Annotated in this window: 16 protein-coding genes; 9 read left to right on the forward strand and 7 right to left on the reverse strand. The window is 66.1% G+C overall.

All coding sequences use genetic code 11. From position 1 onward, the window contains the following. Window positions 1-92 precede the first annotated feature (92 nt). Window positions 93-497, forward strand: a complete 405-nt coding sequence (locus QX135_RS04855; RefSeq protein WP_315738604.1) for a VOC family protein — start codon at window positions 93-95, stop codon at window positions 495-497. An 849-nt stretch (window positions 498-1,346) separates the two neighbouring features. Here the strand turns inward: QX135_RS04855 and QX135_RS04860 are convergent. Then, the gene (locus tag QX135_RS04860; RefSeq protein WP_315738603.1) at window positions 1,347-2,939 is read right to left on the reverse strand and encodes an ATP-binding protein; all 1,593 of its coding nucleotides are present in this window, start codon (window positions 2,937-2,939) and stop codon (window positions 1,347-1,349) included. Between the two features lie 277 nt (window positions 2,940-3,216). Between QX135_RS04860 and QX135_RS04865 the strand changes: the two genes are divergently transcribed. Next, entirely contained in the window at window positions 3,217-5,346 is a 2,130-nt protein-coding gene (locus QX135_RS04865) for a phosphocholine-specific phospholipase C (protein WP_316177110.1), read from the forward strand. A gap of 45 nt (window positions 5,347-5,391) precedes the next feature. On the opposite strand, the gene QX135_RS04870 is transcribed toward QX135_RS04865, so the two are convergent. Further along, window positions 5,392-6,906 carry an ATP-binding protein gene (locus QX135_RS04870; RefSeq protein ID WP_316177109.1) on the reverse strand — a complete coding sequence of 505 codons (1,515 nt, stop codon included), beginning with the start codon at window positions 6,904-6,906 and terminating at the stop codon, window positions 5,392-5,394. A gap of 238 nt (window positions 6,907-7,144) precedes the next feature. Here QX135_RS04870 and QX135_RS04875 point away from each other — a divergent pair, with 238 nt between their 5' ends. Further along, entirely contained in the window at window positions 7,145-10,843 is a 3,699-nt protein-coding gene (locus QX135_RS04875; RefSeq protein WP_316177108.1) for a PAS domain-containing protein, read from the forward strand. Next, on the forward strand, window positions 10,836-11,219 hold the full coding sequence (locus QX135_RS04880) for a response regulator (RefSeq protein WP_315738598.1): 384 nt from the start codon (window positions 10,836-10,838) through the stop codon (window positions 11,217-11,219). The genes QX135_RS04875 and QX135_RS04880 overlap by 8 nt, the downstream gene beginning before the upstream one ends. A 33-nt stretch (window positions 11,220-11,252) precedes the next feature. On the opposite strand, the gene QX135_RS04885 is transcribed toward QX135_RS04880, so the two are convergent. Beyond that, entirely contained in the window at window positions 11,253-12,095 is an 843-nt protein-coding gene (locus QX135_RS04885) for a MoxR family ATPase (RefSeq protein WP_315717852.1), read from the reverse strand. 97 nt (window positions 12,096-12,192) lie between these two features. Continuing rightward, window positions 12,193-12,438, reverse strand: coding sequence for a GlsB/YeaQ/YmgE family stress response membrane protein (locus tag QX135_RS04890; protein ID WP_315738597.1), 246 nt, complete (start codon window positions 12,436-12,438; stop codon window positions 12,193-12,195). 115 nt (window positions 12,439-12,553) lie between these two features. Here QX135_RS04890 and QX135_RS04895 point away from each other — a divergent pair, with 115 nt between their 5' ends. The 3 genes from QX135_RS04895 to sseA all read left to right on the forward strand — a co-directional run bounded on the left by QX135_RS04895 (window position 12,554) and on the right by sseA (window position 15,228). Further along, window positions 12,554-13,729 carry a VWA domain-containing protein gene (locus QX135_RS04895; protein ID WP_315738596.1) on the forward strand — a complete coding sequence of 392 codons (1,176 nt, stop codon included), beginning with the start codon at window positions 12,554-12,556 and terminating at the stop codon, window positions 13,727-13,729. Between the two features lie 120 nt (window positions 13,730-13,849). Further along, window positions 13,850-14,263, forward strand: coding sequence for a rhodanese-like domain-containing protein (locus tag QX135_RS04900; RefSeq protein WP_316177105.1), 414 nt, complete (start codon window positions 13,850-13,852; stop codon window positions 14,261-14,263). Between the two features lie 107 nt (window positions 14,264-14,370). Further along, the gene (gene sseA, locus QX135_RS04905; protein WP_316177102.1) at window positions 14,371-15,228 is read left to right on the forward strand and encodes a 3-mercaptopyruvate sulfurtransferase; all 858 of its coding nucleotides are present in this window, start codon (window positions 14,371-14,373) and stop codon (window positions 15,226-15,228) included. A gap of 14 nt (window positions 15,229-15,242) precedes the next feature. On the opposite strand, the gene QX135_RS04910 is transcribed toward sseA, so the two are convergent. Then, window positions 15,243-16,265, reverse strand: coding sequence for a hypothetical protein (locus QX135_RS04910; RefSeq protein WP_316177101.1), 1,023 nt, complete (start codon window positions 16,263-16,265; stop codon window positions 15,243-15,245). A 363-nt stretch (window positions 16,266-16,628) separates the two neighbouring features. Here QX135_RS04910 and QX135_RS04915 point away from each other — a divergent pair, with 363 nt between their 5' ends. Next, on the forward strand, window positions 16,629-17,864 hold the full coding sequence (locus tag QX135_RS04915) for a L,D-transpeptidase (RefSeq protein ID WP_315775960.1): 1,236 nt from the start codon (window positions 16,629-16,631) through the stop codon (window positions 17,862-17,864). An 81-nt stretch (window positions 17,865-17,945) separates the two neighbouring features. Here QX135_RS04915 and QX135_RS04920 read toward each other — a convergent pair whose 3' ends face one another. Together QX135_RS04920 and QX135_RS04925 are read right to left on the reverse strand one after the other, a co-directional pair. Beyond that, on the reverse strand, window positions 17,946-18,908 hold the full coding sequence (locus tag QX135_RS04920) for a D-2-hydroxyacid dehydrogenase family protein (RefSeq protein WP_316177098.1): 963 nt from the start codon (window positions 18,906-18,908) through the stop codon (window positions 17,946-17,948). A gap of 128 nt (window positions 18,909-19,036) precedes the next feature. Continuing rightward, on the reverse strand, window positions 19,037-19,255 hold the full coding sequence (locus QX135_RS04925; protein ID WP_315738590.1) for a hypothetical protein: 219 nt from the start codon (window positions 19,253-19,255) through the stop codon (window positions 19,037-19,039). A 304-nt stretch (window positions 19,256-19,559) separates the two neighbouring features. Here QX135_RS04925 and ettA point away from each other — a divergent pair, with 304 nt between their 5' ends. Continuing rightward, on the forward strand, window positions 19,560-21,209 hold the full coding sequence (gene ettA / locus QX135_RS04930) for an energy-dependent translational throttle protein EttA (RefSeq protein WP_315755321.1): 1,650 nt from the start codon (window positions 19,560-19,562) through the stop codon (window positions 21,207-21,209). Window positions 21,210-21,354: the final 145 nt, after the last annotated feature.

The raw sequence follows: 21,354 nt of genomic DNA on the forward strand, positions 1-21,354 counted from the left end.
TTTCGATAAAGTATCTTGATATTAAGATACATTTGGACTACCGCTATGAGGCGAGGCGACAGCTTGGCCTCATAGGTCTTGGAAGGAAAGCGATGCCCAACATGATTTTGGTGAACTTCCCCGTGAGAGATCTCGCCGCGTCGACAGCATTCTACGTTGCCCTTGGTGGGGCGGTGAACTCACAGTTTTCCGGCGAAAGCTCGACGTCCCTCATGTTCACGAACACGATCGGTGTGATGCTGCTGACCCACGATCAATATCGCGAATTCACCAAACGCCCGATCGGCGACGCTCGACGCGAGAGTCAGGCTATGTTCGCCCTTACGGTCGCCGACCGCGATGCCGTTGATGCAACCCTAACTCGCGCTGTTGCTGCGGGCGGACGCGCCGATCCCAACCCAGCTCAGGATCTCGGCTTCATGTACAACCGCCACATTGAAGACCCGGATGGCTACGTTTGGGAAATCGTGTGGATGAACTCGTCAGCAAACACCTAAACGTGGAAGATTACCCCATAAGCACAGATCACTCATGCCGGCGTCTCCTCGGGGTGCCTGTGAATCGAGCCGCCCTTGTCCCGCAAGCAATTCAATAGGCCCTGAGCCGAGGATGTCTCCCGCCGGGCGACCTGCTCGAATACAGGCCTGATGGCGCCAAGGAGCCGCAGCGACGCCTTGCTGGGTGAGCGGCGCTGCTTTCATCCTGGCGTGAGCTTCCAGGCAGTCCGGCATCCCGCGCACGCAACAAAATTTTACTTTCGCTTTTTCGGAAAATGTGCTTATCTCCTGCCAACCCGCCTCGTGCAGAGGGACGTACGCGTCGTCACGATACGTGGAGGTGGGGGGCGATGGACGTGATGGCTGCGCCAGACGAGCGCAGTCGGCGCGTACGGAGAAGTCGTGTGGTCCTGGCCTCTCGACGCTGAGGTCAAGTCCGCGGTCGTTGCTTGACGGCACGCGCGGACGATGGGGGCAAGACAGCCGATCCCCAGGGAGATCACGTATAATTCGTAGAGCCATCGCGCAGGGAAGGCCGGGATGTCTCGGCCGAACCTGTGGTTCCTGCCCCGTGCATTCTTTCCGCACGGGGGCCATGGGGGCGGCGAGCTCCCGGCCTTCCCTGCGCCCTCTCGTTGTTCGGGAGGGACGTGACTGCCGCATCACTCGGGCCCCATCAGCTGCGAGAGCGTGTACCCATGAGCAGAATGGGCGGATGTGAGATCAGCATGAGCTCTACAAGCTCCGCCGTCACGCCCGGCTTCGCGGGTGATGACAGACGTGGCGAGGATGGGCTGTTGGAAACGTCGATCAGATGTCGGATCGCGACCGCAACGACCGATGTCAGTCTCACGCCTCCAGCGCAGTGCGGATCATGCGCGCAAGATCGGCGCTGACGTAGGGCTTGGCGAGCAGCAGCACGTCGGCATCGAGCCGCCCATGATGCACGATCGCGTTCTCCGTGTAGCCCGATGTGTAGAGCACCTTCAGCCCGGGACGGCGCTTCTCGGCCTCGATCGCGAGCTGGCGGCCGTTCATGCCGCCTGGAATGATGACGTCGGTGAACAGCAGGTCGATGCGTTCCGGATTGTCGATCAGCGCCAAGCCCTCAGCGGCGTTGCTCGCGGCGAGCGTGCGATAGCCGAGACGGCGCACCTGAGCCACGACGTAGTCGCGCACCAGCGCATCGTCCTCGACGATCAGGATGGTCTCGTCGCCCTGTGCGACAGCCGGCCGGCCGGGCTCGGCCGCCGGCGGCTCCGGTGCGCTCGCGGCCCGCGGCAGATAGAGCTTGACCGTCGTGCCGTGGCCTTCCTCGCTGTAGATCTTGACGTGGCCGTTCGATTGCTTGACGAAGCCATAGACCATGCTGAGGCCGAGACCCGAGCCCTTGCCGACGTCCTTGGTGGTGAAGAACGGCTCGAACACCTTGTCGAGCAGCGGGGCGGGAATGCCCTGGCCGGTGTCGCTGACCGCGATCATGACGTAGCTTCCGGGCTTGGCGTCGCGGTTCAGTTGCGCGTAGTGCTCGTCGAGCGTGACGTTCTTGGTCTCCAAGGTCAGTTTGCCGCCGTCCGGCATCGCGTCGCGCGCGTTGAGCGCGAGGTTGAGGATCGCCGTCGACAATTGGCTCGGATCGATCAGCGCCGGCGCGCTGTCATGGGCCAGCATCGATTCGATCTCGATCTGCTCGCCGAGCGTCGGCCGCAGCAGACGGCCGGCTTCGACGACGAGCGCATTGATGTCGGTGGCGCGGGGCTGCAGCGGCTGGCGGCGCGAGAAGGCAAGCAGGTGCCGGGTCAGATCGGCGCCGCGCTCGGCGGCGGCGCTGATCATGCCGGCGATGCCGGCGAGCTGGGGCTTGTCCTTGACCGCATCGGCGAGGATCTCGATCGTCCCGGTGATGACGGTCAGGATGTTGTTGAAGTCGTGCGCGACGCCGCCGGTGAGCTGGCCGATCGCCTCCATCTTCTGTGCCTGACGGACCTGGGCCTCGTTGGCCTCGATCTCCTGGAATCGTCGCACCATCGCCTCCGCGGCGCGGCGCTGCCGGATCTCCTCCTCGAGCTGCGCATAGGCCTTCTGCAAAGTGATGCGCGTCGGCAGCACCAGAAGCTGCGGCAGCATCTTGATCATGACGACGATGATTCCGATCGAGGTGACGCCAAGAAAGATGTTGATGAGGCCCGTGATGGTCGAGGTCGGCACCCAGAGATCGACGATCGCCAGCAGGCGCGTGACCCCGACGACGGCCACGAAGGTCGCAAGCGCTCCGACGATGCCGCGGAACATCACGTCGCGCCAACGCCGCCGCAGAAACGTGCCGACCACGAAGGCGATGGTGAAGAAGGCGCTGGCGACCAGTCCGTTGGACACGACCTGCAGCCATATCCATACCGGCGCTCCCTGCAGGCCCGCCGCTTGCACCGTCAACGTCGGCATATGCAAATCATCCTCAAAAACGCAACGCGCCAAACCCGGGGGCGGCCCGGCCTGTCGTCGTCTCAACCCGAACGGATCATTCAGCTTTTCGCCTCTGGCGCAAGGGCAATGGCGGCTTCGACGCGGATCGCGGCAGGGCGCCTTCGCGCCGCCGCGAATGCCGCACCGCCGCGCGGCGTCAAAAGCCTGCCACACATCCTTTACCGGCCGGTCACGCGGCTGTTAACGCGCCGACCTAAGTCGCTCGACACCGTCATCACCATGGGGAATGAACGAGATGTCGAACACGATCGCGCACAACCGGCGCGAGTTCCTGCGGCTGCTCGGAGCGTCGGCTGCGACCGCGGCCCTCGGCCAGAGCATCGAGCGCGCGCATGCCATTCCGGCGTTCAACCGTCACGGCAGCATCGAGGACGTCAAGCACATCGTTGTGCTGATGCAGGAGAACCGCGCCTTCGATCATTACTTCGGGGCGATGCGCGGCGTGCGCGGCTTCAACGATCCGCGCGCCGTGAAGCTGCCGAACGGCAACCCGGTGTGGCAGCAGCCGAGCGGCACGGGATCGGTGATGCCGTTCCGCGTCGACAATGCCGGCCAGGTCTATGTCGAGGACGTGGCGCATGGCTGGAACGACGGCCAGAAGGCCTGGAACAACGGCAATTACGACAGGTGGATCGCCAACAAGGGCACCACGACGATGACCTGCATGAACCGGCAGGATCTGCCCTGGCACTATGCGCTCGCCGACGCCTTCACGGTGTGCGATTCCTATTTCTGCTCGGTGATGGGCCCGACGGATCCGAATCGCTACTACTTGTGGACCGGCTGGGACGGCAACGACGGCAAGGGTGGCGGCCCGGTCATCACCAACGCGGAAGCCGGCTACGACTGGACCACGTTCCCGGAGCGGCTGGAGAAGGCGGGCATCTCCTGGAAGGTCTACCAGGACATCGGTCTCGGCCTGACGGCGGAAGGCTTCTGGGGCTGGACCCAGAATCCGTGGATCGGCAATTACGGCGACAACTCGCTGCTGTATTTCCACCAGTATCAGAACTCGCAGCCGGGCAGTCCGCTGTACGAGAAGGCGCTGCGCGGCAGCAACATCGCCAAGGGCGGCACGTTCGAGAACCTGTTCGACGGGCTGCGCAACGACGTGCGCAACGGCACGCTGCCGCAGGTGTCGTGGATCGCAGCTCCCGAAGCGTTCAGCGAGCATCCGAACTGGCTGCCGGGGCCGGGCGCCTGGTACATCTCCAAGGTGCTCGACATCCTGACGTCGAATCCGGAACTGTGGAGCAAGACCGCGCTGATCATCAACTACGACGAGGGCGGCGGATTCTTCGACCATGTCGTCGGCCCGTATCCGGCGATGTCGCAGGCCTGGGGCCAGTCGACCGTCGATGTGAGCACGGACCTCTTCGCCGGCGACGGCAGCCACGTGGCTGGTCCCTACGGCCTTGGCGTGCGCGTGCCGATGCTGGTGGTGTCGCCGTGGTCGCGCGGCGGCTTCGTGTGCTCGGAAGTGTTCGACCACACCTCGGTGATCCGCTTCATCGAGCGCCGCTTCCATCACAAGGCGCCTGATTTGTTCGAGAGCAACATCCCGGCCTGGCGGCGCGCGGTGTGCGGCGATCTCACCTCGGCGTTCAACTTCACCTCGCCCAACGAAGGCATGGCGCCGCTGCCGAGCACGGCCGGCTTCAAGCCGCCGGTCGCGGACATCACCTCCGGTGCGCGTTTCGACGACTATCACCCGGTTCCGCCGGCGAAGCAGGTGTTGCCGCTGCAGGAACCAGGCATCCGCCCGGCGCGCGCGCTTCCCTACGATCTCCGCGTCGACGGCGATGCCGACGCCGCGCACAGGACGTTTGCGATTCGCTTCGTCAATCCGGGGCAGGCGGGCGTCTGCTTCCACGTCCGCTCCGGCAACACCGCGGCCGGACCGTGGAGCTACACCGTCGAGGCCGGCAAGTCGCTGCGGGGCGCATGGGACCTTGCGGCCAGCGCCGGCCAGTACGATCTGTCGGTGTACGGGCCGAACGGCTTCTTCCGCCACTTCAAGGGCGGCGTCGCCACCACGGCCGCGCTGGTCGACGTCGATACGGTTCATCTCTGCAATGACGAGGACGACGACGATTCACGCAGCCTCGCCATCGCGCTGACCAACAAGGGACCGAGCTGCGTCGTGACGCTCGCCGACAACTACACGGGGCGCAGCGAGCGCCATCGCCTGCAGCGCGGGCAGCGGCTGGAGACGCAGGTGCGCCTGCAGCGGACCCACGGCTGGTACGACCTGACCGTGACGGCAGACACCGATGCCGGCTTCAACTGGCAGCTCGCGGGACACGTCGAGAGCGGCCGGCCCAGCATCAGCGATCCGGCGATGGGCAAGATCGCCTCGACCTGATCGCGGACGACATCGGGAGGCGCCCGGAGCGATCCGGACGCCTCCTCACGAAGACGAAGCGACCAGACCTTCGGGCGCCGCGTCGTCGGCATTGGGATCACCGGGCGCCGTGGCCCAGGCGAGTTCGACCAAAGTGACGATGCGGCGGCCGGCGCCATCGAGCTGGCAGACGATGAGGCCCTGGTCCTCGATATAGGTCAGCAGGCGCTGCGCCCGGCGCAACGAGTGCGAGCCATAGGCGCGGGCGATCGCGGCATCGCTCGGGCAGGGGCGGCCGTCCTTGGCGGCGCGGGCGATCATCATGAACACGCCCTGCATGTCCTCAGGGAGTAGCGAGGCGCGCAGCGTGACGTCCCGCCAGCCGGCGTCGTCGGCCGTCTCGTCGCCGCCGAGCCCCGCGCGGGCGCGCGTCAGCATGCGGCGGAACTCGTTGAGGTCTGGCACCGCCGTGCCCAGCCCCTCGATGCGGCAGCGGACGACGAACTCCTGATAGAGCACGCCGACGGCGCGAAAGCCGGCGTCGGGCTCGGCCAGCACGGCGCGCAGCACGCGCTCGACGCGGGCGCGGCGCTCGGCGAGCTCCTCCTCGCTGACGGCGGGCGCCGGCGGTTCGGGGCGCAGCTCGAGCGCGGCGGACTTCGCCGCCATCAACTGGTCGAGCAGCTCGGGCTGCGGCTTGCGCTGCGGCCTCGCGTTCGTCTCGGGCGGCGGTGCGGCGAGAATCACCGCGCGGGCGTCCTCGAGCGAGGCCTCCGGCAGCGGCATCAGCCGCGGCGTCGCGTTGCGCGGCTTGGTGTCAGTCGGGCCGATGCGCAGGCCCAGCGGCCGGCGCGACAGCGCAGGGCCCAGCGCCATGAACTGGCCGCGCTCGAGGTCGCGGAACGCCTCGGCCTGGCGCCGCTCCATGCCGAGCAGGTCGGCGGCGCGGGCCATGTCGATGTCGAGGAAGGTGCGGCCCATGAGGAAGTTCGAGGCCTCGGCCGCGACATTCTTGGCGAGCTTCGCCAGTCGTTGCGTCGCGATCACCCCCGCCAGCCCGCGCTTGCGGCCGCGGCACATCAGGTTGGTCATCGCGCCGAGCGAAGCCTTGCGGGCCTCGTCGGAGACTTCGCCCGCGACCGCCGGTGCGAACAGCTGGGCCTCGTCGACCACGACGAGCATCGGGTACCAATGGTCGCGGGAGATCTCGAACAGGCCGTTGAGAAAGGCGGCCGCGCGCCGCATCTGATTCTCGGCATCGAGGCCTTCGAGGTTGAGGACCGTCGAGACGCGATGCATCCGCGCCCGTTCGCCGGCGACCTGCAGCGCGCGCTCGGTGTGATCCTCGGCCGCGATCACGAGATGGCCGAATCGCTCGGCGAGCGTGACGAAGTCGCCCTCCGGATCGATGATCGTCTGCTGCACCCAGGGCGCGCTCTGCTCCAGCAGGCGGCGCAAGAGATGCGACTTGCCGGAGCCGGAATTGCCCTGCACCAGGAGCCGTGTCGCCAGGAGTTCCTCGAGGTCGAGAGCTGCAGGCGATCCCGCCGCCGTCTGCCCCATCTCGATCGCAACCGTCATGTGCCCCGACTCAACCCCGCCTCACGCAGAGGCTGGCGCTTAACAAGCGCAGGCGCGCACGTCGAGCGTTTGCGGTGGACTGTCCCAAATTGCGAGATCGGCTGTGGATGGACAGATGGAACCCGCCTCGCCGCCGAGTTCCCCGTCGATGCGCTTGTCGCTCGTTCGGGCCCGTGCTTGGCGCCCGCGCGCATTTCGCGATACTGTGCGGCGAAAAAGGGGCCAAAAGGGACCAGGAGTGAACCAGCATTCGGATGCCGGTCGCGCAACGTTTCAGGCGTTCGCGCGCGGGGCCGACTTCCTGCAGGGTGGCGGCGAGATGGGAGCGCTCATGCGCATCCATGATTGGTCACGGACGCCGTTGGGGCCGCCCGAGAGCTGGCCTCAGTCGTTGCGCACGTCGGTCAGCACCTGCCTGGACTGCGCGTTCCCGATCCTGATCTGGTGGGGCCAGGAGCTCGTCATGCTCTACAATGACGAGTATCGCCCGATCCTCGGCTCGCAGAAGCATCCCGCCGCGCTGGGGGCACCGGGGCGCGCGGTATGGTCCGAGATCTGGGAGGTCATCAGCCCGATGTTGCGGCAGGTCGTTGGGCTTGGCGAAGCGACCCGCTCACGCGACATGCCGCTGTTCATCGACCGCCATGGCTACCTCGAAGAGACCTATTTTTCGTTCTCCTATTCGCCGATTCGCGATGAGACCGGCGGCGTCGGCGGCGTATTCACCCCCGTCATCGAGACGACGGCCCGGGTCGTGGGCGAGCGCCGCATGCGGACCTTGCGCGATCTCGCCGCGCGCGGCCGTGCCGACAGTCTGGCCCACGCTTGTCGCGAAGCCACCGATGTCCTCGCCGAGAATCCGCATGACGTCCCATTTGCGGTGATCTACCAGCTCAGCGAGGATCAGCGATCGGCACGGCTGTTGAGCGCTGCGGGGGTGCAGCCGGACAGCGCGATCGCGCCGGCGCAGATTGCCCTCGACGGCAACGGGGGCGCGCTGTGGCCGATCCGGGAGGCGGCGCGTGCGGCGGCACCGATTCGCGTCGTGCTGGATCGTGCGAAATTTGCCGGCGTGCCGACCGGCGCATGGCCCGAGCCGCCACAGCTGGCGCTTGCGCTGCCGGTTGCCACGGGCCGGGAGCAGGCGACGGCGATCCTGATCTGTGGCGTCAATCCGCGCCGCGCCCTCGATGCCGAGCACCAGGGCTTTTTCGATCTGATGGCCGCTCAACTCGGCAGCGCCTTCGCCGAGACGCTGGCCTATGAGCAGGAGCGGCGCCGCGCCGAGACGCTCGCCGAGATCGATCGGGCCAAGACCGCGTTCTTCGCCAATGTCAGCCACGAGTTTCGCACGCCGCTGACGCTGATGCTCGGTCCGCTCGAAGATGTCCTGCTGCGGTCGCAGAGCTTGCCGTCGGCGGATCGCGACCGGTTGGAAATCGCCCAGCGCAATGCCTTGCGGCTGCTCAAGCTGGTCAACACGCTGCTGGATTTCTCGCGGATTGAGGCCGGCAGGATGCAGGCGGTCTACGCGCCGGTCGACCTCGCGAGCCTGACCGCGGAGATCGCCAGCACCTTCCGCTCGGCGATCGAGGCCGCCGGCCTCAGGCTGATCGTGGATTGCCCGCCGCTGCCGGAGCCGGCCTATGTCGATCGCGAAATGTGGGAGAAGATCGTCCTCAACCTGCTGTCCAACGCGTTCAAGTTCACCTTCACGGGCGACATCGAGGTCCGGCTCGTCCCCTGCGATCGTCATTTCGAGCTGAGCGTGAAGGACACCGGAACCGGCATCCCGCAGCACGAGCTGCCGCGACTTTTCGATCGTTTCCATCGCGTCGCCGGCGCGCGCGGCCGCACCCATGAGGGCTCGGGCATCGGGCTCGCGCTTGTGCATGAGCTCGCCGAGCTGCACGGTGGATCCGTCGCAGCGACCAGCGAAGCCGGGCAGGGCAGCACGTTCGTAGTCAGAATTCCCAGGGGACGAAGCCATCTGCCGTCCGACCAGGTCGACGCGGCGCCAGCGCAGGAGCCGATGCTCCGCGGTGAGCGCCCCTTCATCGAGGAGGCGTTGCGCTGGCTGCCGGATACGCCGCCGCTCGATGCGCATGCCGTTCGGGACATCGACGTCCCCGCCCTCTCCGCCAACAGGGCCGGGTCGCGCCCCCGCATCCTCCTGGCCGACGACAATGCTGACATGCGCGACTATGTCCGCCGCCTGCTCGCAGCGCGCTACGATGTCGAGACCGTCGCCGATGGTGAAGCCGCGCTCGCAGCCATCGCCCGCGACAAACCCGACCTCGTTTTGTCGGACGTGATGATGCCGCGCATCGATGGCATGCAGTTGCTCGCCCGGCTGCGCGCCGATGAACAGGTCGGCACCATCCCGGTGATCCTGCTGTCGGCCCGGGCCGCAGAAGAGAGCCGCGTCGAAGGCATGGAGGCCGGTGCGGATGATTATCTCATCAAGCCGTTCAGTGCGCGTGAACTGCTGGCGCGCGTCGAGGCGCATCTCAAGATGGCCCGGCTGCGTGCCGAGGCGACGGAGCGGCTGCGTGCCAGCGAGGAGCGCTATCGCGCTTTCGTGACGGCGAGCTCCGACGTCGTCTATCGCATGAGTCCTGACTGGCGGGAGATGCGCCAGTTGCAGGGTAAGGACTTCATTGCCGATACGATGAAGCCGAGCCAGGGCTGGCTCGCGAAATACATTCATCAGGACGATCAGCCGCAGGTGATGGCGGCGATCAGCAGGGTCGTTGCGACGAAGAGCATGTTCGAGCTGGAGCACCGTGTCATCCGGATCGATGGCAGCCTCGGTTGGATCCATTCGCGCGCCATCCCCATTCTCGGGCGCAACGGCGAGATCATCGAGTGGTTCGGAACGGCGCGCGACATCTCCGAGCAGAACAAGGCCGAACGGGAGTTGCGCAAGAGCGAGGAGCGCCTGCGCAGCGCGGTCGAGGTGGGGCGGCTTGGCCTGTGGGACTGGAACGTCGCGACCGGCGAGGTGTATTGGTCGGACGAGCACTTTCGCATGGAAGGCTATGGTGTTGGCGAACTGACCCCGAGCTACGAGGTCTGGGCCGCGCGCATCCATCCCGACGATCGTCCCGCAGCCGAAGCCGCGCTTCACCGCGCGATGGAGGCGCACCAGGAATATGTCAGCGAGTTTCGTGTTGTGCATCCGGGCGGCGCAATTCGCTGCCTGTACGGCCGTGGGCGCTTCTTCTATGACGATGCAGGACGACCGATCCGCATGACCGGCGCCATGGTCGACGTGACCGAGCGGCGCGAATGGGAGGAGCGGCAGAAGGTGCTGGTCGCCGAACTGCAGCATCGCACCCGCAACCTGCTCGGCGTGGTCCGCTCGATGGCCGACAAGACGGCGCGCGCGAGCACCGATCTCGGCGATTTTCGCGCCCGCTTCCGTGATAGGCTGGATACGCTGTCGCGCGCCCAGGGCCTGCTGTCGCGCCTCAAGGAGCATGATCGCGTCACCTTCGACGATCTGATCCGCAGCGAGCTGTCTGCTGTCGCCGGCGGTTCCGAGCGCATCGAGCTTTCGGGGCCGTCCGGCGTTCGGCTGCGGTCGTCGACGGTTCAGACCCTTGCCATGGCGCTGCACGAGCTCGCCACCAACGCGGTCAAGTATGGTGCGCTGGCGCAGCCGTCCGGCCGGCTCTGCGTGGGCTGGTCGCTCGAGTGCGAAGGCGCGGAGGGACGACCCTGGCTGCACATCGAGTGGCGCGAGAGCGGCGTCGACATGCCGCCGCCAGCCACGATGCCCAGCGGCACCGGACAAGGGCGCGAGCTGATCGAACAGGCCTTGCCCTATCAGCTCAGCGCGAGGACCTCATACACTTTCGAATCCGACGGTGTCCGTTGCACGATATCGATTCCCGTTTCGCTCACCACACTGGAGCTCGATGAGCATGCCTGAACGCTCGCTTCGCGACCGTCATATCCTCATCGTCGAGGACGAATACATGCTTGCCGACGAGCTGCGCTGCGCCTTCGGCGGCGCCGGTGGCACGATCCTGGGCCCGGTCGGAACCGTCCCTGACGCGCTTGCGTTGATCAAACGCGAGGGGCGGATCGAAGGCGCCGTTCTCGACGTGAACCTGCGCGGCGACATGGCGTTTCCGGTCGCCGATCTGCTTGTCGAGCGCGGCGTGCCCTTCGTCTTCACCACCGGTTATGACGAATCGGTCATCCCGGACCGCTTCTCGAAGATCCTCCGCTGCGAGAAGCCGATTGCCGTCGATGGGATCATGCGCGCGCTCGGACGCCTGATCGAGAGGACGGCGCCGCAATGACGCGTTCGGCCCCGTCGGATTGAGCCGGGCGCCTCACACCTCGCGCCGGCTGAGGAAGGCGAGCCGCTCGAACAGGTGCACGTCCTGCTCGTTCTTGAGCAGCGCACCGTGCAGCGGCGGGATCAGCTTGCGCGGATCGCGCTCGCGCAACTGCTCGGGTCCGATGTCCTCGTTGAGCAGCAGCTTGAGCCAGTCCAGCAGCTCGGAGGTCGACGGCTTCTTCTTCAGGCCGGGCACGTCGCGGACCTCGAAGAAGATGCGCAGGGCCTCCTCGACCAGTCGCTTCTTGATGTTAGGGAAGTGCACGTCGACGATGCGGCCCATCGTATCCGGATCGGGGAACTTGATGTAGTGGAAGAAGCAGCGGCGCAGGAACGCATCCGGCAGCTCCTTCTCGTTGTTGGACGTGATGATGACGATCGGGCGCAGCTTCGCCTTGATGGTCTCGTTGGTCTCGTAGACGTGGAATTCCATCCGGTCGAGCTCGAGCAGCAGGTCGTTCGGGAACTCGATGTCGGCCTTGTCGATCTCGTCGATCAAGAGCACCGGCCGCTGCTCAGCCGTGAAGGCCTCCCACAGCTTGCCGCGCTTGATGTAGTTCTTGATGTCGGACACCCTGCTGTCGCCGAGCTGGCTGTCGCGCAGCCGCGACACCGCGTCGTATTCGTAAAGGCCCTGCTGCGCCTTGGTGGTCGACTTGATGTGCCAGGTGAGCAGCGGCGCGTTGACGGCCTTTGCGACTTCCTCGGCCAGCACGGTCTTGCCCGTCCCCGGCTCGCCCTTCACCAGCAGCGGGCGCTCGAGCACGATCGCCGCGTTGACGGCCACTTTGAGGTCGTCGGTGGCGACGTAGTCCTGGGTGCCGGTAAATTTCATCGCGTCTCGCTCATCGTTCGAACTTGTGTTGAGTGGCTACGCAGCGGCAACGCCGCTGCGGCCTTGAGATGATGGCTGCCATCGGAAGCAGAAATAATCAAGCGCGCCTGATCAATGAGAGGATCACGAGCACGATGACGGCGCCGATCGTGGCGTCCAGGATCGTCCCCAGCGTGCCGCTGGCGAGCGCAATGTGCAGTGCCGGCAGCACGTAGCTTGCGACCAGCGCGCCGATGATGCCGATGACCATGTTGCCGATCAGGCCGAAACCGGCGCCGCGCACGATCAGCCCTGCCAGCCAGCCCGCGATGGCGCCGATGATCAGCGCTGCAATGATACCCATGAAAGCCCCCATTTCGCCTGTTGTTCCAGGGATTGTAGAGCAAAATGCCGGCGGGTCCAGCGTGGGGCGTGGAGCGGCCCTTGACGTGCCCTCCCGGCCGCGCGATCTAATGGGCATGTTCCTGCAATTCTTCACAGCGCTGCGCGACGCGCAGGTCCCGGTCTCCTTGCGTGAATATCTCACGCTGATGGAGGCTGTCGACGCCGACCTCGCCGAGCATTCGGTCGAGAATTTCTACTATCTGTCGCGCACCGCGCTGGTGAAGGACGAACGAAATCTCGACAAGTTCGATCGCGTGTTCGGCACCGTATTCAAGGGGCTGGAGAACCTGCTCGATGCGATGGAGAAGGCCGAAATCCCCGAGGAATGGCTGAGGAAGCTGGCCGAAAAATACCTCACCGAGGAAGAGAAGAAAGAGATCGAGGCCATGGGCTGGGACAAGCTCATGGAGACCTTGAAGAAGCGTCTGGAAGAGCAGAAGGGCCGTCACCAGGGCGGCAGCAAGTGGATCGGCACCGCCGGCACCTCGCCATTCGGCGCCTATGGCTACAATCCCGAAGGCGTCCGCATCGGCCAGGAGAAGAACCGCAACAATCGCGCCGTGAAGGTGTGGGACCGGCGCGAGTTCAAGGATCTCGACGGCAATGTCGAGCTCGGCATCCGCAACATCAAGGTGGCGCTGCGCCGGCTGCGCAAGTTCGCCCGCACCGGTGCGCCCGACGAGCTCGACTTGGACACCACGATCCGCGAGACCGCCAACCACGGCTATCTCGACGTGCATATGCGTCCTGAGCGGCGCAATGCGGTGAAGGTGCTGGTGTTCTTCGACATCGGCGGCTCGATGGATTCGCACGTCGCGCAGGTCGAGGAGCTGTTCTCGGCCGCCAAGAGCGAATTCAAGCACATGGAATATTTCTACTTCCACAACTGCCTCTATGAGGGCGTATGGAAGCAGAACAAGCGGCGTTTCACCGATCGCACGCCGACCTGGGACGTGCTGCATAAGTACCCGCACGACTACAAGGTCGTGTTCGTCGGCGACGCCTCGATGTCGCCCTATGAGATCATGGTGCCCGGCGGCTCGGTCGAGCACGTCAACGAAGAGCCGGGGTCGGTGTGGCTCGACCGCGTCATCCGCACCTATCCACACGCGGTGTGGCTCAATCCGGTGGCGCAGAAGCACTGGGACTATTCGGAGTCCACCACCCTCATCCGCCGCATCTTCTCCGAGCGCATGTATCCGATCACGATCGAGGGTCTGGAAGCGGCGATGAAGGAGCTGGTGCGGTGATGCTGTCATTCCGGGGCGCCCGAAGGGCGAACCCGGAATCCCGACATTGCGTTGCCACTTCGAGATTCCGGGTTCGATGCTTCGCATCGGCCCGGAATGACGCCAAGAGGAAACGAGAGAATGCCCCAAACCATCACCCGCGGCATCAAGGCGCTGCTCGACGAAGCCAATGCCGAGATCGCCACGCTCTCTGCGGCTGAGGCAATCGAGGCTGCCAAGCGCGACGACGTCGTCATCGTCGATATCCGCGATCCGCGCGAGATCGAGCGCGAGGGCAGGATCCCCGGCGCGTTCTCCTGTACGCGCGGCATGCTGGAGTTCTGGATCGATCCGCAGAGCCCCTATGCCAAGGCGATCTTCCAAGAGGACAAGACGTTCATCTTCCACTGCGCTGGCGGCCTGCGCTCTGCGCTCGCTGCCAAGACCGCGCAGGACATGGGCCTGAAACCGGTCGCCCATATCGGCGGCGGCTTCGCGGCGTGGCGGGACGCCGGCGGGCCGGTCGATGCCTGGGCGCCGAAGAAGAAGGATTGATCGCTGCCCATCACGCGCGGGCTTGACCCGCGTGTCCATCGCTTGAAGAAGATGGATGACCGGATCAAGTCCGGCCATGAGGACTGAAAGTGACCGCGGAGCCACGCATGACCACCCCCAACGACCCTCTCGTCTCCACCGACTGGCTCGCTGCGCATCTGGGTGATCCCAGGGTCAAGGTGCTCGATGCGACCTTCAAGATGCCGGGTGTGCTGCCGCTGCCGAAGGACGATTATCTGAAGGCGCACATCCCCGGCGCCGTGTTTTTCGACGTCGACGAGGTCTCCGACCATTCCAATCCGCTGCCGCACATGTATCCGAGCGCCGAGCAGTTCGGCCGCGACGCGGGCCGGCTCGGCGTCAGCAATGGCGATACGGTAGTGGTCTATGATTCCGGCGGCTGGGTCGCCGCGCCGCGCGCCTGGTGGATGTTCCTGTCATTCGGCCACACGGATGTGCGCGTGCTCGACGGCGGGCTGAAGAAGTGGATGGCGGAGGGACGCCCGGTCGAGAGTGGACAGGTCACGGCGGCGCTCGGCACCTACAGCGCGAAATTCGATGCCGCGCGCGTGCGCCGGATCGAGCAGATGGTTGCCAATCTCGCTGGCAAGGCCGAGCAGGTGATCGATGCACGGCAGGCGCCGCGCTTCGCGGGCGAGGTCGCCGAGCCGCGGCCCGGCCTCCGATCCGGCCATATCCCCGGCAGCCGCAATCTGCCCTATGCGGAGTTGTTCGACGCGACGACCGGTGTGATGAGGCCGCTCGACCAGTTGCGCGAGGCATTCGGCGCCGCTGGAGTCGATCTCGCCAAGCCGATCGTGACCTCCTGCGGCTCCGGCGTGTCGGCGGCGGTGCTCACGCTGGCGCTCTATCGTCTCGGCATCCGCGACACCGCGCTCTACGACGGCTCGTGGTCGGAGTGGGGCATCGAGAACGGCCCGCCGGTTGCGACCGGGCCAGCCTGATCGGCGGCTCCTCTTTACCGCGTGCGCGGCCCGGCCGCCTGCTGGCTGACCGTCTGCGGTTGACCGAACGGCTGCTGCCCGAACGGATCGGGGAATGCGGCCTGTTGCTGTTGAGCAGCAGCAGCAGCAGCTTGCCGTGCCGACCGGAGCCGCTGTGCGATGCGCCGCTGGTTGGCGCGGCGCGCCGCGATCTGCTTCTCGCGGGCCTGGCGCTTCTTGAGCATGCTCCGGCGCAACTGAATGCTCGCGACCTTCACCGAGGCACGATGCTCGCTGGCGGCGGGCCGCTCCTGATGAGCCGGCTGTTCGGCCAGTGCGGCGAGCTTGGCGGCGATCGGGTCGAGCACCGCCGGAACGGGCGCGAGCGCGGTTGAAGCGGCGGCTGCGGTCGTCATCATCGGATCGGCGCTGGCGAGGATCTGAGGAGCTGGCGGCGGCGGTGCCACCACGGCGGCCGCAGCTTCGCGCGACGCCCGCGGCGGGGCGGTCGCTGTAGTCTCGGGCGAGCTGTCCATGCTCGGCTTGTCGAACGCTTTTTCGACCGGAGCGACGATCGAAGCGGTCGTGTCCGGAATGGGGCGCTCCGGCTTGATGCTCTCGATCCGGTCATTCGTCGCGGACGCGGTCGCGACAATGGCGGAGGTGCGGGACGTGTCGACCGTTTCCGCCGGCAGCGAGGGCGTCGGCACATCGGTGGCCACCGCAACGGGGGTCACTTCGGGCGCTTCTGTGAGCGGCGCCGCCGTCGACGGCGCGCTCGGCTGTTCGGACGTTGCCGGGGCAGCATCGGCCACGACCGGCGGCGGCGTCACCGGCGGTGTCGGAATCGAATCCACCCGCAGCACCGCGAGCACCGGCGTGGGCTCGGCCGGCGGTAGGAACGTCGTGAAGCCCGACGCCTGAGTCGTGCGCCAGGACGCGTTGCTGGCGAACTGCTCATGGGCGGCGCGCAACAGAGCCGCAGCGCCCATGCCGAAGATGGTGAGAGAAATGGAACAGACGATCGCGGCGACCAGAAAACGAAAGCCGGGAAGCATTGACGGTAACTCTCGCCACGGCAGCGGGACTGCCGAGACATTCGAGCCAGTAGGGAACGCGGTGATCACAGGGAATAGCCGCGTCCGCGACGAGGCCGGCTTCTGCCGTGCATCGCGAATCAGGCTCAAGTCAGAATACCGGAAGTGTTCCCGCCCGCTCGGCAAATCACGGCATCGATAGGGCCTGCGGGGGCTCCGCTGCACTTTTTCGGCGGCGTGAGACTTCCGTGCAACGACGGAGACATGATCACAAATTGCCGAAGTCGGGCCGCTCTGGCCGGAATTGTCTTGAATGCGCCGCTATCTTCGGCCATCTGGCACAGCAAAGGTCCCAATCGGCGGCTTGGGGATACTGCAAGGGCGATGATGATCAGACAAATCCTGACGGTTTGCGCGGTCGCGGCAGCGGGCGTGACGGCAGCTTCGTTTGCCGAGGCACAGCAGGTCTATCAGACCGCGCCTGGAGCGTATTCACCGGCGCCGACGCCTTACCCGGCCGATGCGCGCGGGCAGGGGCAGGATTTCGACGCGCTCGACGACGAGGATGCGCCTGGCAATTCCGCGGCCCTGCCGCCGCCCGGCCCGGTGATCTCGCCGGACGATCCGCGCTACGGTCGTCCAGCCAATGCGCCGGTCTATGGCGCTGCTGCTCCGACCGGCCCCATCCTTTCTCCCGACGATCCCCGATATGGGCGTCCGGCCGGAGCGGCGGTCTATGGCGCCGCTCCGAATGGCCCGGTGATGTCCCCGGATGATCCGCGTTACGGCCGTCCGGCTGGTCCGCCCCCGGTGATCTACGGTGATCGTCCCGCCTCCGGCCAACAGGCTTATGGTGGCGCCTACGGCAACAGCGCGCCTGGTGGCGACTCCGGCGCGCCGCGGCCGCCCGGCGCCGTCGGTGGCGCTCCCGCCGTCGCGGGCGCCGCACAGGCTCCGGCTGCCGGAGATCGGCCGATGACGGTGGCAGCTCTGCCGCCTGAGGAACAACCCGATGCGGCGCCGGCGCCGCTGCCGGCGAACCTGCGCCGCCAGGAGGTCGACTTCGTCACCAAGGAGCCGCCGGGAACGATCGTCGTCGATACGCCCAACACCTACCTCTATCTGGTGCTCGGCAACGGCCGGGCGATGCGCTACGGCGTCCGTGTCGGCCGCGAAGGCTTCACCTGGACCGGCGTGCAGAAGATCACCAAGAAGACCGAGTGGCCGGACTGGTATCCGCCGAGCGAGATGATCGAGCGCCAGCCCTATCTGCCGCGCTTCATGGCCGGCGGTCCCGGCAATCCGCTCGGCGCCCGCGCGATGTATCTGGGCTCGACCGTGTACCGCATCCACGGCACCAACCAGCCGTCGACCATCGGCAAGTTCGTGTCGTCAGGATGCATCGGCATGCTGAACGACGACGTCGCCGACCTGTTCGACCGGGTCAAGGTCGGCACCCGCGTGGTCGTGATGCCGGGCGGTGCACCTCCGGGCTCCGGCAAGAACATGGCTGCCGCCGCGGCCTCACCGGCTCAGGCGCCTGTCCAGGCGCAGGCGGCCGTGCCGGCTAGCCAGCCGGCCAACATGCAGCCGCTGCCGCCGCCGGTCACGATCCGCTGAGGCGCGTTTGCCCGAGCTGAGCCCGTTGGAAACACCCTCCTCGCGGAGGGTGTTTTGCTTTGTGAGCCGCTCTCGCCTGCCTCAAGCCAGCCGGCGCGGCGGCTCGGACCCGGCGAGCCAGGCGGCGATGCAGTCGACCATCTGGCCGTAGTGAGCGCGAAAGCTCTCCTCGGTGACGTAGCCGAGATGCGGCGTGATCACGACGTTGCCGAGCCCGCGCAGCGGATGGGCGACCGGCAGCGGCTCGACCGAGAACACGTCGAGGCCGGCGCCGGCGATGCGCTTGTCGCGCAGCGCCTGCAGCAGCGCGGCCTCGTCGACGATCGGTGCGCGCGAGGTGTTGACGAGGTAGGCGGTTGGCTTCATCCGCGCGAGGTCGGTGGGGCCGACCAGCCCGCGTGAGCGGTCGCTGAGCACGACATGGATGGTGATGACATCGGCGGTCGCGAACAGCTCCTCCTTGGTGGCGTAGCCGACGCCCGCCGCGTTGCAGCGGTCTGGCGTCAGGTTGGGGCTCCAGGCGATCACGTTCATGCCGAACGCCTTGCCGAGCTCCGCCACCTTGGTGCCGAGCTTGCCCAGCCCGATCACGCCCAGCGTCTTGCCCTCGATCTCCACGCCGCCCAGCGTCTGCCAAGGCTCGCCGGCATGCATGCGGGCGTTCTCCTGGCCGATCCTGCGGGTCAGCTCCAGGATCAGGCCCATGGTGAGCGGTGCGGTGGGGTCACGGCCATATTGCGTGCCGCAGACCATGATGCCGCGCGCCTTGGCGGCCTCCATGTCGATGGCGGCGTTGCGCATGCCCGAGGTGATCAGGAGCTTCAGCTTCGGCAACCGCTCGATCAGGGAGCGCGGCAATGGCGTCCGCTCGCGCATCGCACAGATGATGTCGGCATCGGTGAGCGCGCCGGCGGCCGCTTCCTCGTTGCCGAACGGCTGTGTGAAAGCCGTCACATCCACTCTGTCGGCCAGCCGGGGCCAGTCGGCCAATGAGAGGGCCGTATCGTAATAGTCGTCGAGGATCGCACAGCGCAGCCGTGTCATCGGCAAGGTCCATTCATCGGGAAACGGCGGCAATCAATCATGAATGCCGTCGGGAATGGAGCCATGCTTGCGCGCAAAGGGCTGGGTGCGCAAGGCGTCGTCCCGCTGTGACGCGGAACCAGGCGATATCAGTCGAGGCGGGTCTTCAGCCGGAACGCGGCGTCATGGCCGTATTTGGCGCGCCAGGCGGGGCCGGGGCCACGCATGTAATGCAGCTCCGGTCGGTACGGGTTGAACGCTCGCGTGACGAAGTCGCGCCAGAAGCCGCGGATCTCGTCGACGATCCCGGATCGGTCGTTGCGGTGGGCCGCCGGAGCGGGCAGGGAGGCTGAGGTGAAGGCTGCCATGACGGGCTCTCGCTGTTGTCGGTCGCGGCTTTTGCCGCTTGGGCGCGCGGGTCTTGCGGGCCGAGACCGAGTGTCCCGCCGAATTAATTAAAAGATGGTTGCAATTGTCGTGATCCGCCACACACAAGGTGACGGACCCGTATTCGTCCGTGGGCGGGAGGCCCGTCCCGGCGCAGGAACGACCGTGATTCTCCCGGCATTTGTTCCGGTCAGGACCGGCTCGCCGGTTGCCCTTTGGGGACCGCGCGGTTACATCAGCGGCAACCATTTTCCGAAAATTCCGGCAGGCTTCAAGGGACACGCGATGGCGCGCCAGTTCGTCTACTTCATGCAGGGTCTGTCCAAGACCTACCCGACACGCAAGGTGCTCGATAACATCCATCTGTCGTTCTACCCGGACGCCAAGATCGGTGTGCTCGGCGTCAACGGCTCCGGTAAGTCCACCCTGCTCAAGATCATGGCCGGCATCGACAAGGACTATACCGGCGAGGCGTGGGTCGCCGAGGGCGCCCGCGTCGGCTATCTCGAGCAGGAGCCGCAGCTCGACCCGAAGCTCACGGTGCGCGAGAACGTCATGCTCGGCGTCGGCAAGCAGAAGGCGATTCTCGATCGCTACAACGAGCTGGCGATGAACTACTCCGAGGAGACCGCCGACGAGATGACCAAGCTGCAGGACGAGATCGAGGCGCAGGGCCTGTGGGATCTCGACAGCAAGGTCGACCAGGCGATGGATGCGCTGCGCTGTCCGCCCGACGATGCCGACGTCGCCAAGCTGTCCGGCGGCGAGCGTCGCCGCGTCGCGCTGTGCCGGCTGCTGCTCGACCAGCCCGAGCTGCTGCTGCTCGACGAGCCGACCAACCATCTCGACGCCGAATCGGTGTCGTGGCTCGAAGGCCATCTGCGCAACTATCCGGGCGCGATCCTGATCGTCACCCACGACCGCTACTTCCTCGACAACGTCACCAGCTGGATCCTCGAGCTCGACCGCGGCAAGGGCATCCCCTACGAGGGCAACTACTCGTCCTGGCTGCAGCAGAAGCAGAAGCGGCTGGAGCAGGAAGGCCGCGAGGACGCGGCGCACCAGCGCACTTTGGCGCGCGAGCAGGAGTGGATCGCGGCGTCGCCGAAGGCCCGCCAGGCGAAATCCAAGGCGCGCTACCAGCGCTACGAGGAGCTGCTCAAGAAGGCGAGCGAGAAGCAGACCCAGACCGCGCAGATCATCATTCCCGTGGCCGAGCGGCTCGGTAACAACGTCATCGATTTCGAGGGGCTGACCAAGAGCTTCGGCGATCGCCTGCTGATCGACAATCTCACCTTCAAGCTGCCGCCCGGCGGCATCGTCGGCGTGATCGGCCCGAACGGCGCCGGCAAGACCACGCTGTTCCGCATGATCACCGGGCAGGAGAAGCCGGACGCCGGCACCATCACCATCGGCGAGACCGTGCATCTCGGCTATGTCGACCAGTCGCGCGACGCGCTCGATGGCAACAAGACAGTGTGGGAAGAGATCTCCGGCGGCAACGAGCTGATCCTGCTCGGCAAGAAGGAAGTCAACTCGCGCGGCTATTGCTCGTCGTTCAACTTCAAGGGCGCCGACCAGCAGAAGAAGGTCGGCGCGCTGTCGGGTGGCGAGCGCAATCGCGTGCATCTCGCCAAGATGCTGAAGTCCGGGTCCAACGTGCTGCTGCTCGACGAGCCGACCAACGATCTCGACGTCGATACCCTGCGTGCGCTCGAAGAGGCCCTGGAGGACTTCGCCGGCTGCGCCGTCATCATCAGCCACGATCGCTGGTTCCTCGACCGTATCGCGACCCACATGCTGGCCTTCGAGGGCGACAGCCATGTCGAATGGTTCGAAGGAAACTTCCAGGACTATGAGAAGGACAAGATGCGCCGGCTCGGCCAGGACAGCGTGATTCCGCACCGGGTCAAGTACAAGAAGCTGACGCGCTGATCTCAGGACATCGCAAGGCGCGACGCTGTCTTCGTTCCGGGACAAAGCGTCGCGCCCAGGCTGCGGCCAGTTGTCGCTTCCATGTGCGACGTGATTGCGTAGATAGTCGTTCCGCAATCCCATCCAGCCGCGAGAAAATCCCATC

The organism is Bradyrhizobium sp. SZCCHNR1098 (assembly GCF_032489375.1).
Classification (GTDB): domain Bacteria; phylum Pseudomonadota; class Alphaproteobacteria; order Rhizobiales; family Xanthobacteraceae; genus Bradyrhizobium.

Excerpts from the sequence above, each read along its gene's own strand:
- QX135_RS04895 (WP_315738596.1), top strand. The coding sequence starts at position 12,554 with ATGTTCCTGCAATTCTTCACAGCGCTGCGCGACGCGCAGGTCCCGGTC.
- QX135_RS04920 (WP_316177098.1), bottom strand. The coding sequence starts at position 18,908 with ATGACACGGCTGCGCTGTGCGATCCTCGACGACTATTACGATACGGCC.
- sseA (WP_316177102.1), top strand. The coding sequence starts at position 14,371 with ATGACCACCCCCAACGACCCTCTCGTCTCCACCGACTGGCTCGCTGCG.
- QX135_RS04885 (WP_315717852.1), bottom strand. The coding sequence starts at position 12,095 with ATGAAATTTACCGGCACCCAGGACTACGTCGCCACCGACGACCTCAAA.
- QX135_RS04915 (WP_315775960.1), top strand. The coding sequence starts at position 16,629 with ATGATGATCAGACAAATCCTGACGGTTTGCGCGGTCGCGGCAGCGGGC.
- QX135_RS04910 (WP_316177101.1), bottom strand. The coding sequence starts at position 16,265 with ATGCTTCCCGGCTTTCGTTTTCTGGTCGCCGCGATCGTCTGTTCCATT.
- QX135_RS04855 (WP_315738604.1), top strand. The coding sequence starts at position 93 with ATGCCCAACATGATTTTGGTGAACTTCCCCGTGAGAGATCTCGCCGCG.
- QX135_RS04870 (WP_316177109.1), bottom strand. The coding sequence starts at position 6,906 with ATGACGGTTGCGATCGAGATGGGGCAGACGGCGGCGGGATCGCCTGCA.
- QX135_RS04880 (WP_315738598.1), top strand. The coding sequence starts at position 10,836 with ATGCCTGAACGCTCGCTTCGCGACCGTCATATCCTCATCGTCGAGGAC.
- QX135_RS04925 (WP_315738590.1), bottom strand. The coding sequence starts at position 19,255 with ATGGCAGCCTTCACCTCAGCCTCCCTGCCCGCTCCGGCGGCCCACCGC.
- ettA (WP_315755321.1), top strand. The coding sequence starts at position 19,560 with ATGGCGCGCCAGTTCGTCTACTTCATGCAGGGTCTGTCCAAGACCTAC.
- QX135_RS04865 (WP_316177110.1), top strand. The coding sequence starts at position 3,217 with ATGTCGAACACGATCGCGCACAACCGGCGCGAGTTCCTGCGGCTGCTC.
- QX135_RS04860 (WP_315738603.1), bottom strand. The coding sequence starts at position 2,939 with ATGCCGACGTTGACGGTGCAAGCGGCGGGCCTGCAGGGAGCGCCGGTA.
- QX135_RS04890 (WP_315738597.1), bottom strand. The coding sequence starts at position 12,438 with ATGGGTATCATTGCAGCGCTGATCATCGGCGCCATCGCGGGCTGGCTG.
- QX135_RS04900 (WP_316177105.1), top strand. The coding sequence starts at position 13,850 with ATGCCCCAAACCATCACCCGCGGCATCAAGGCGCTGCTCGACGAAGCC.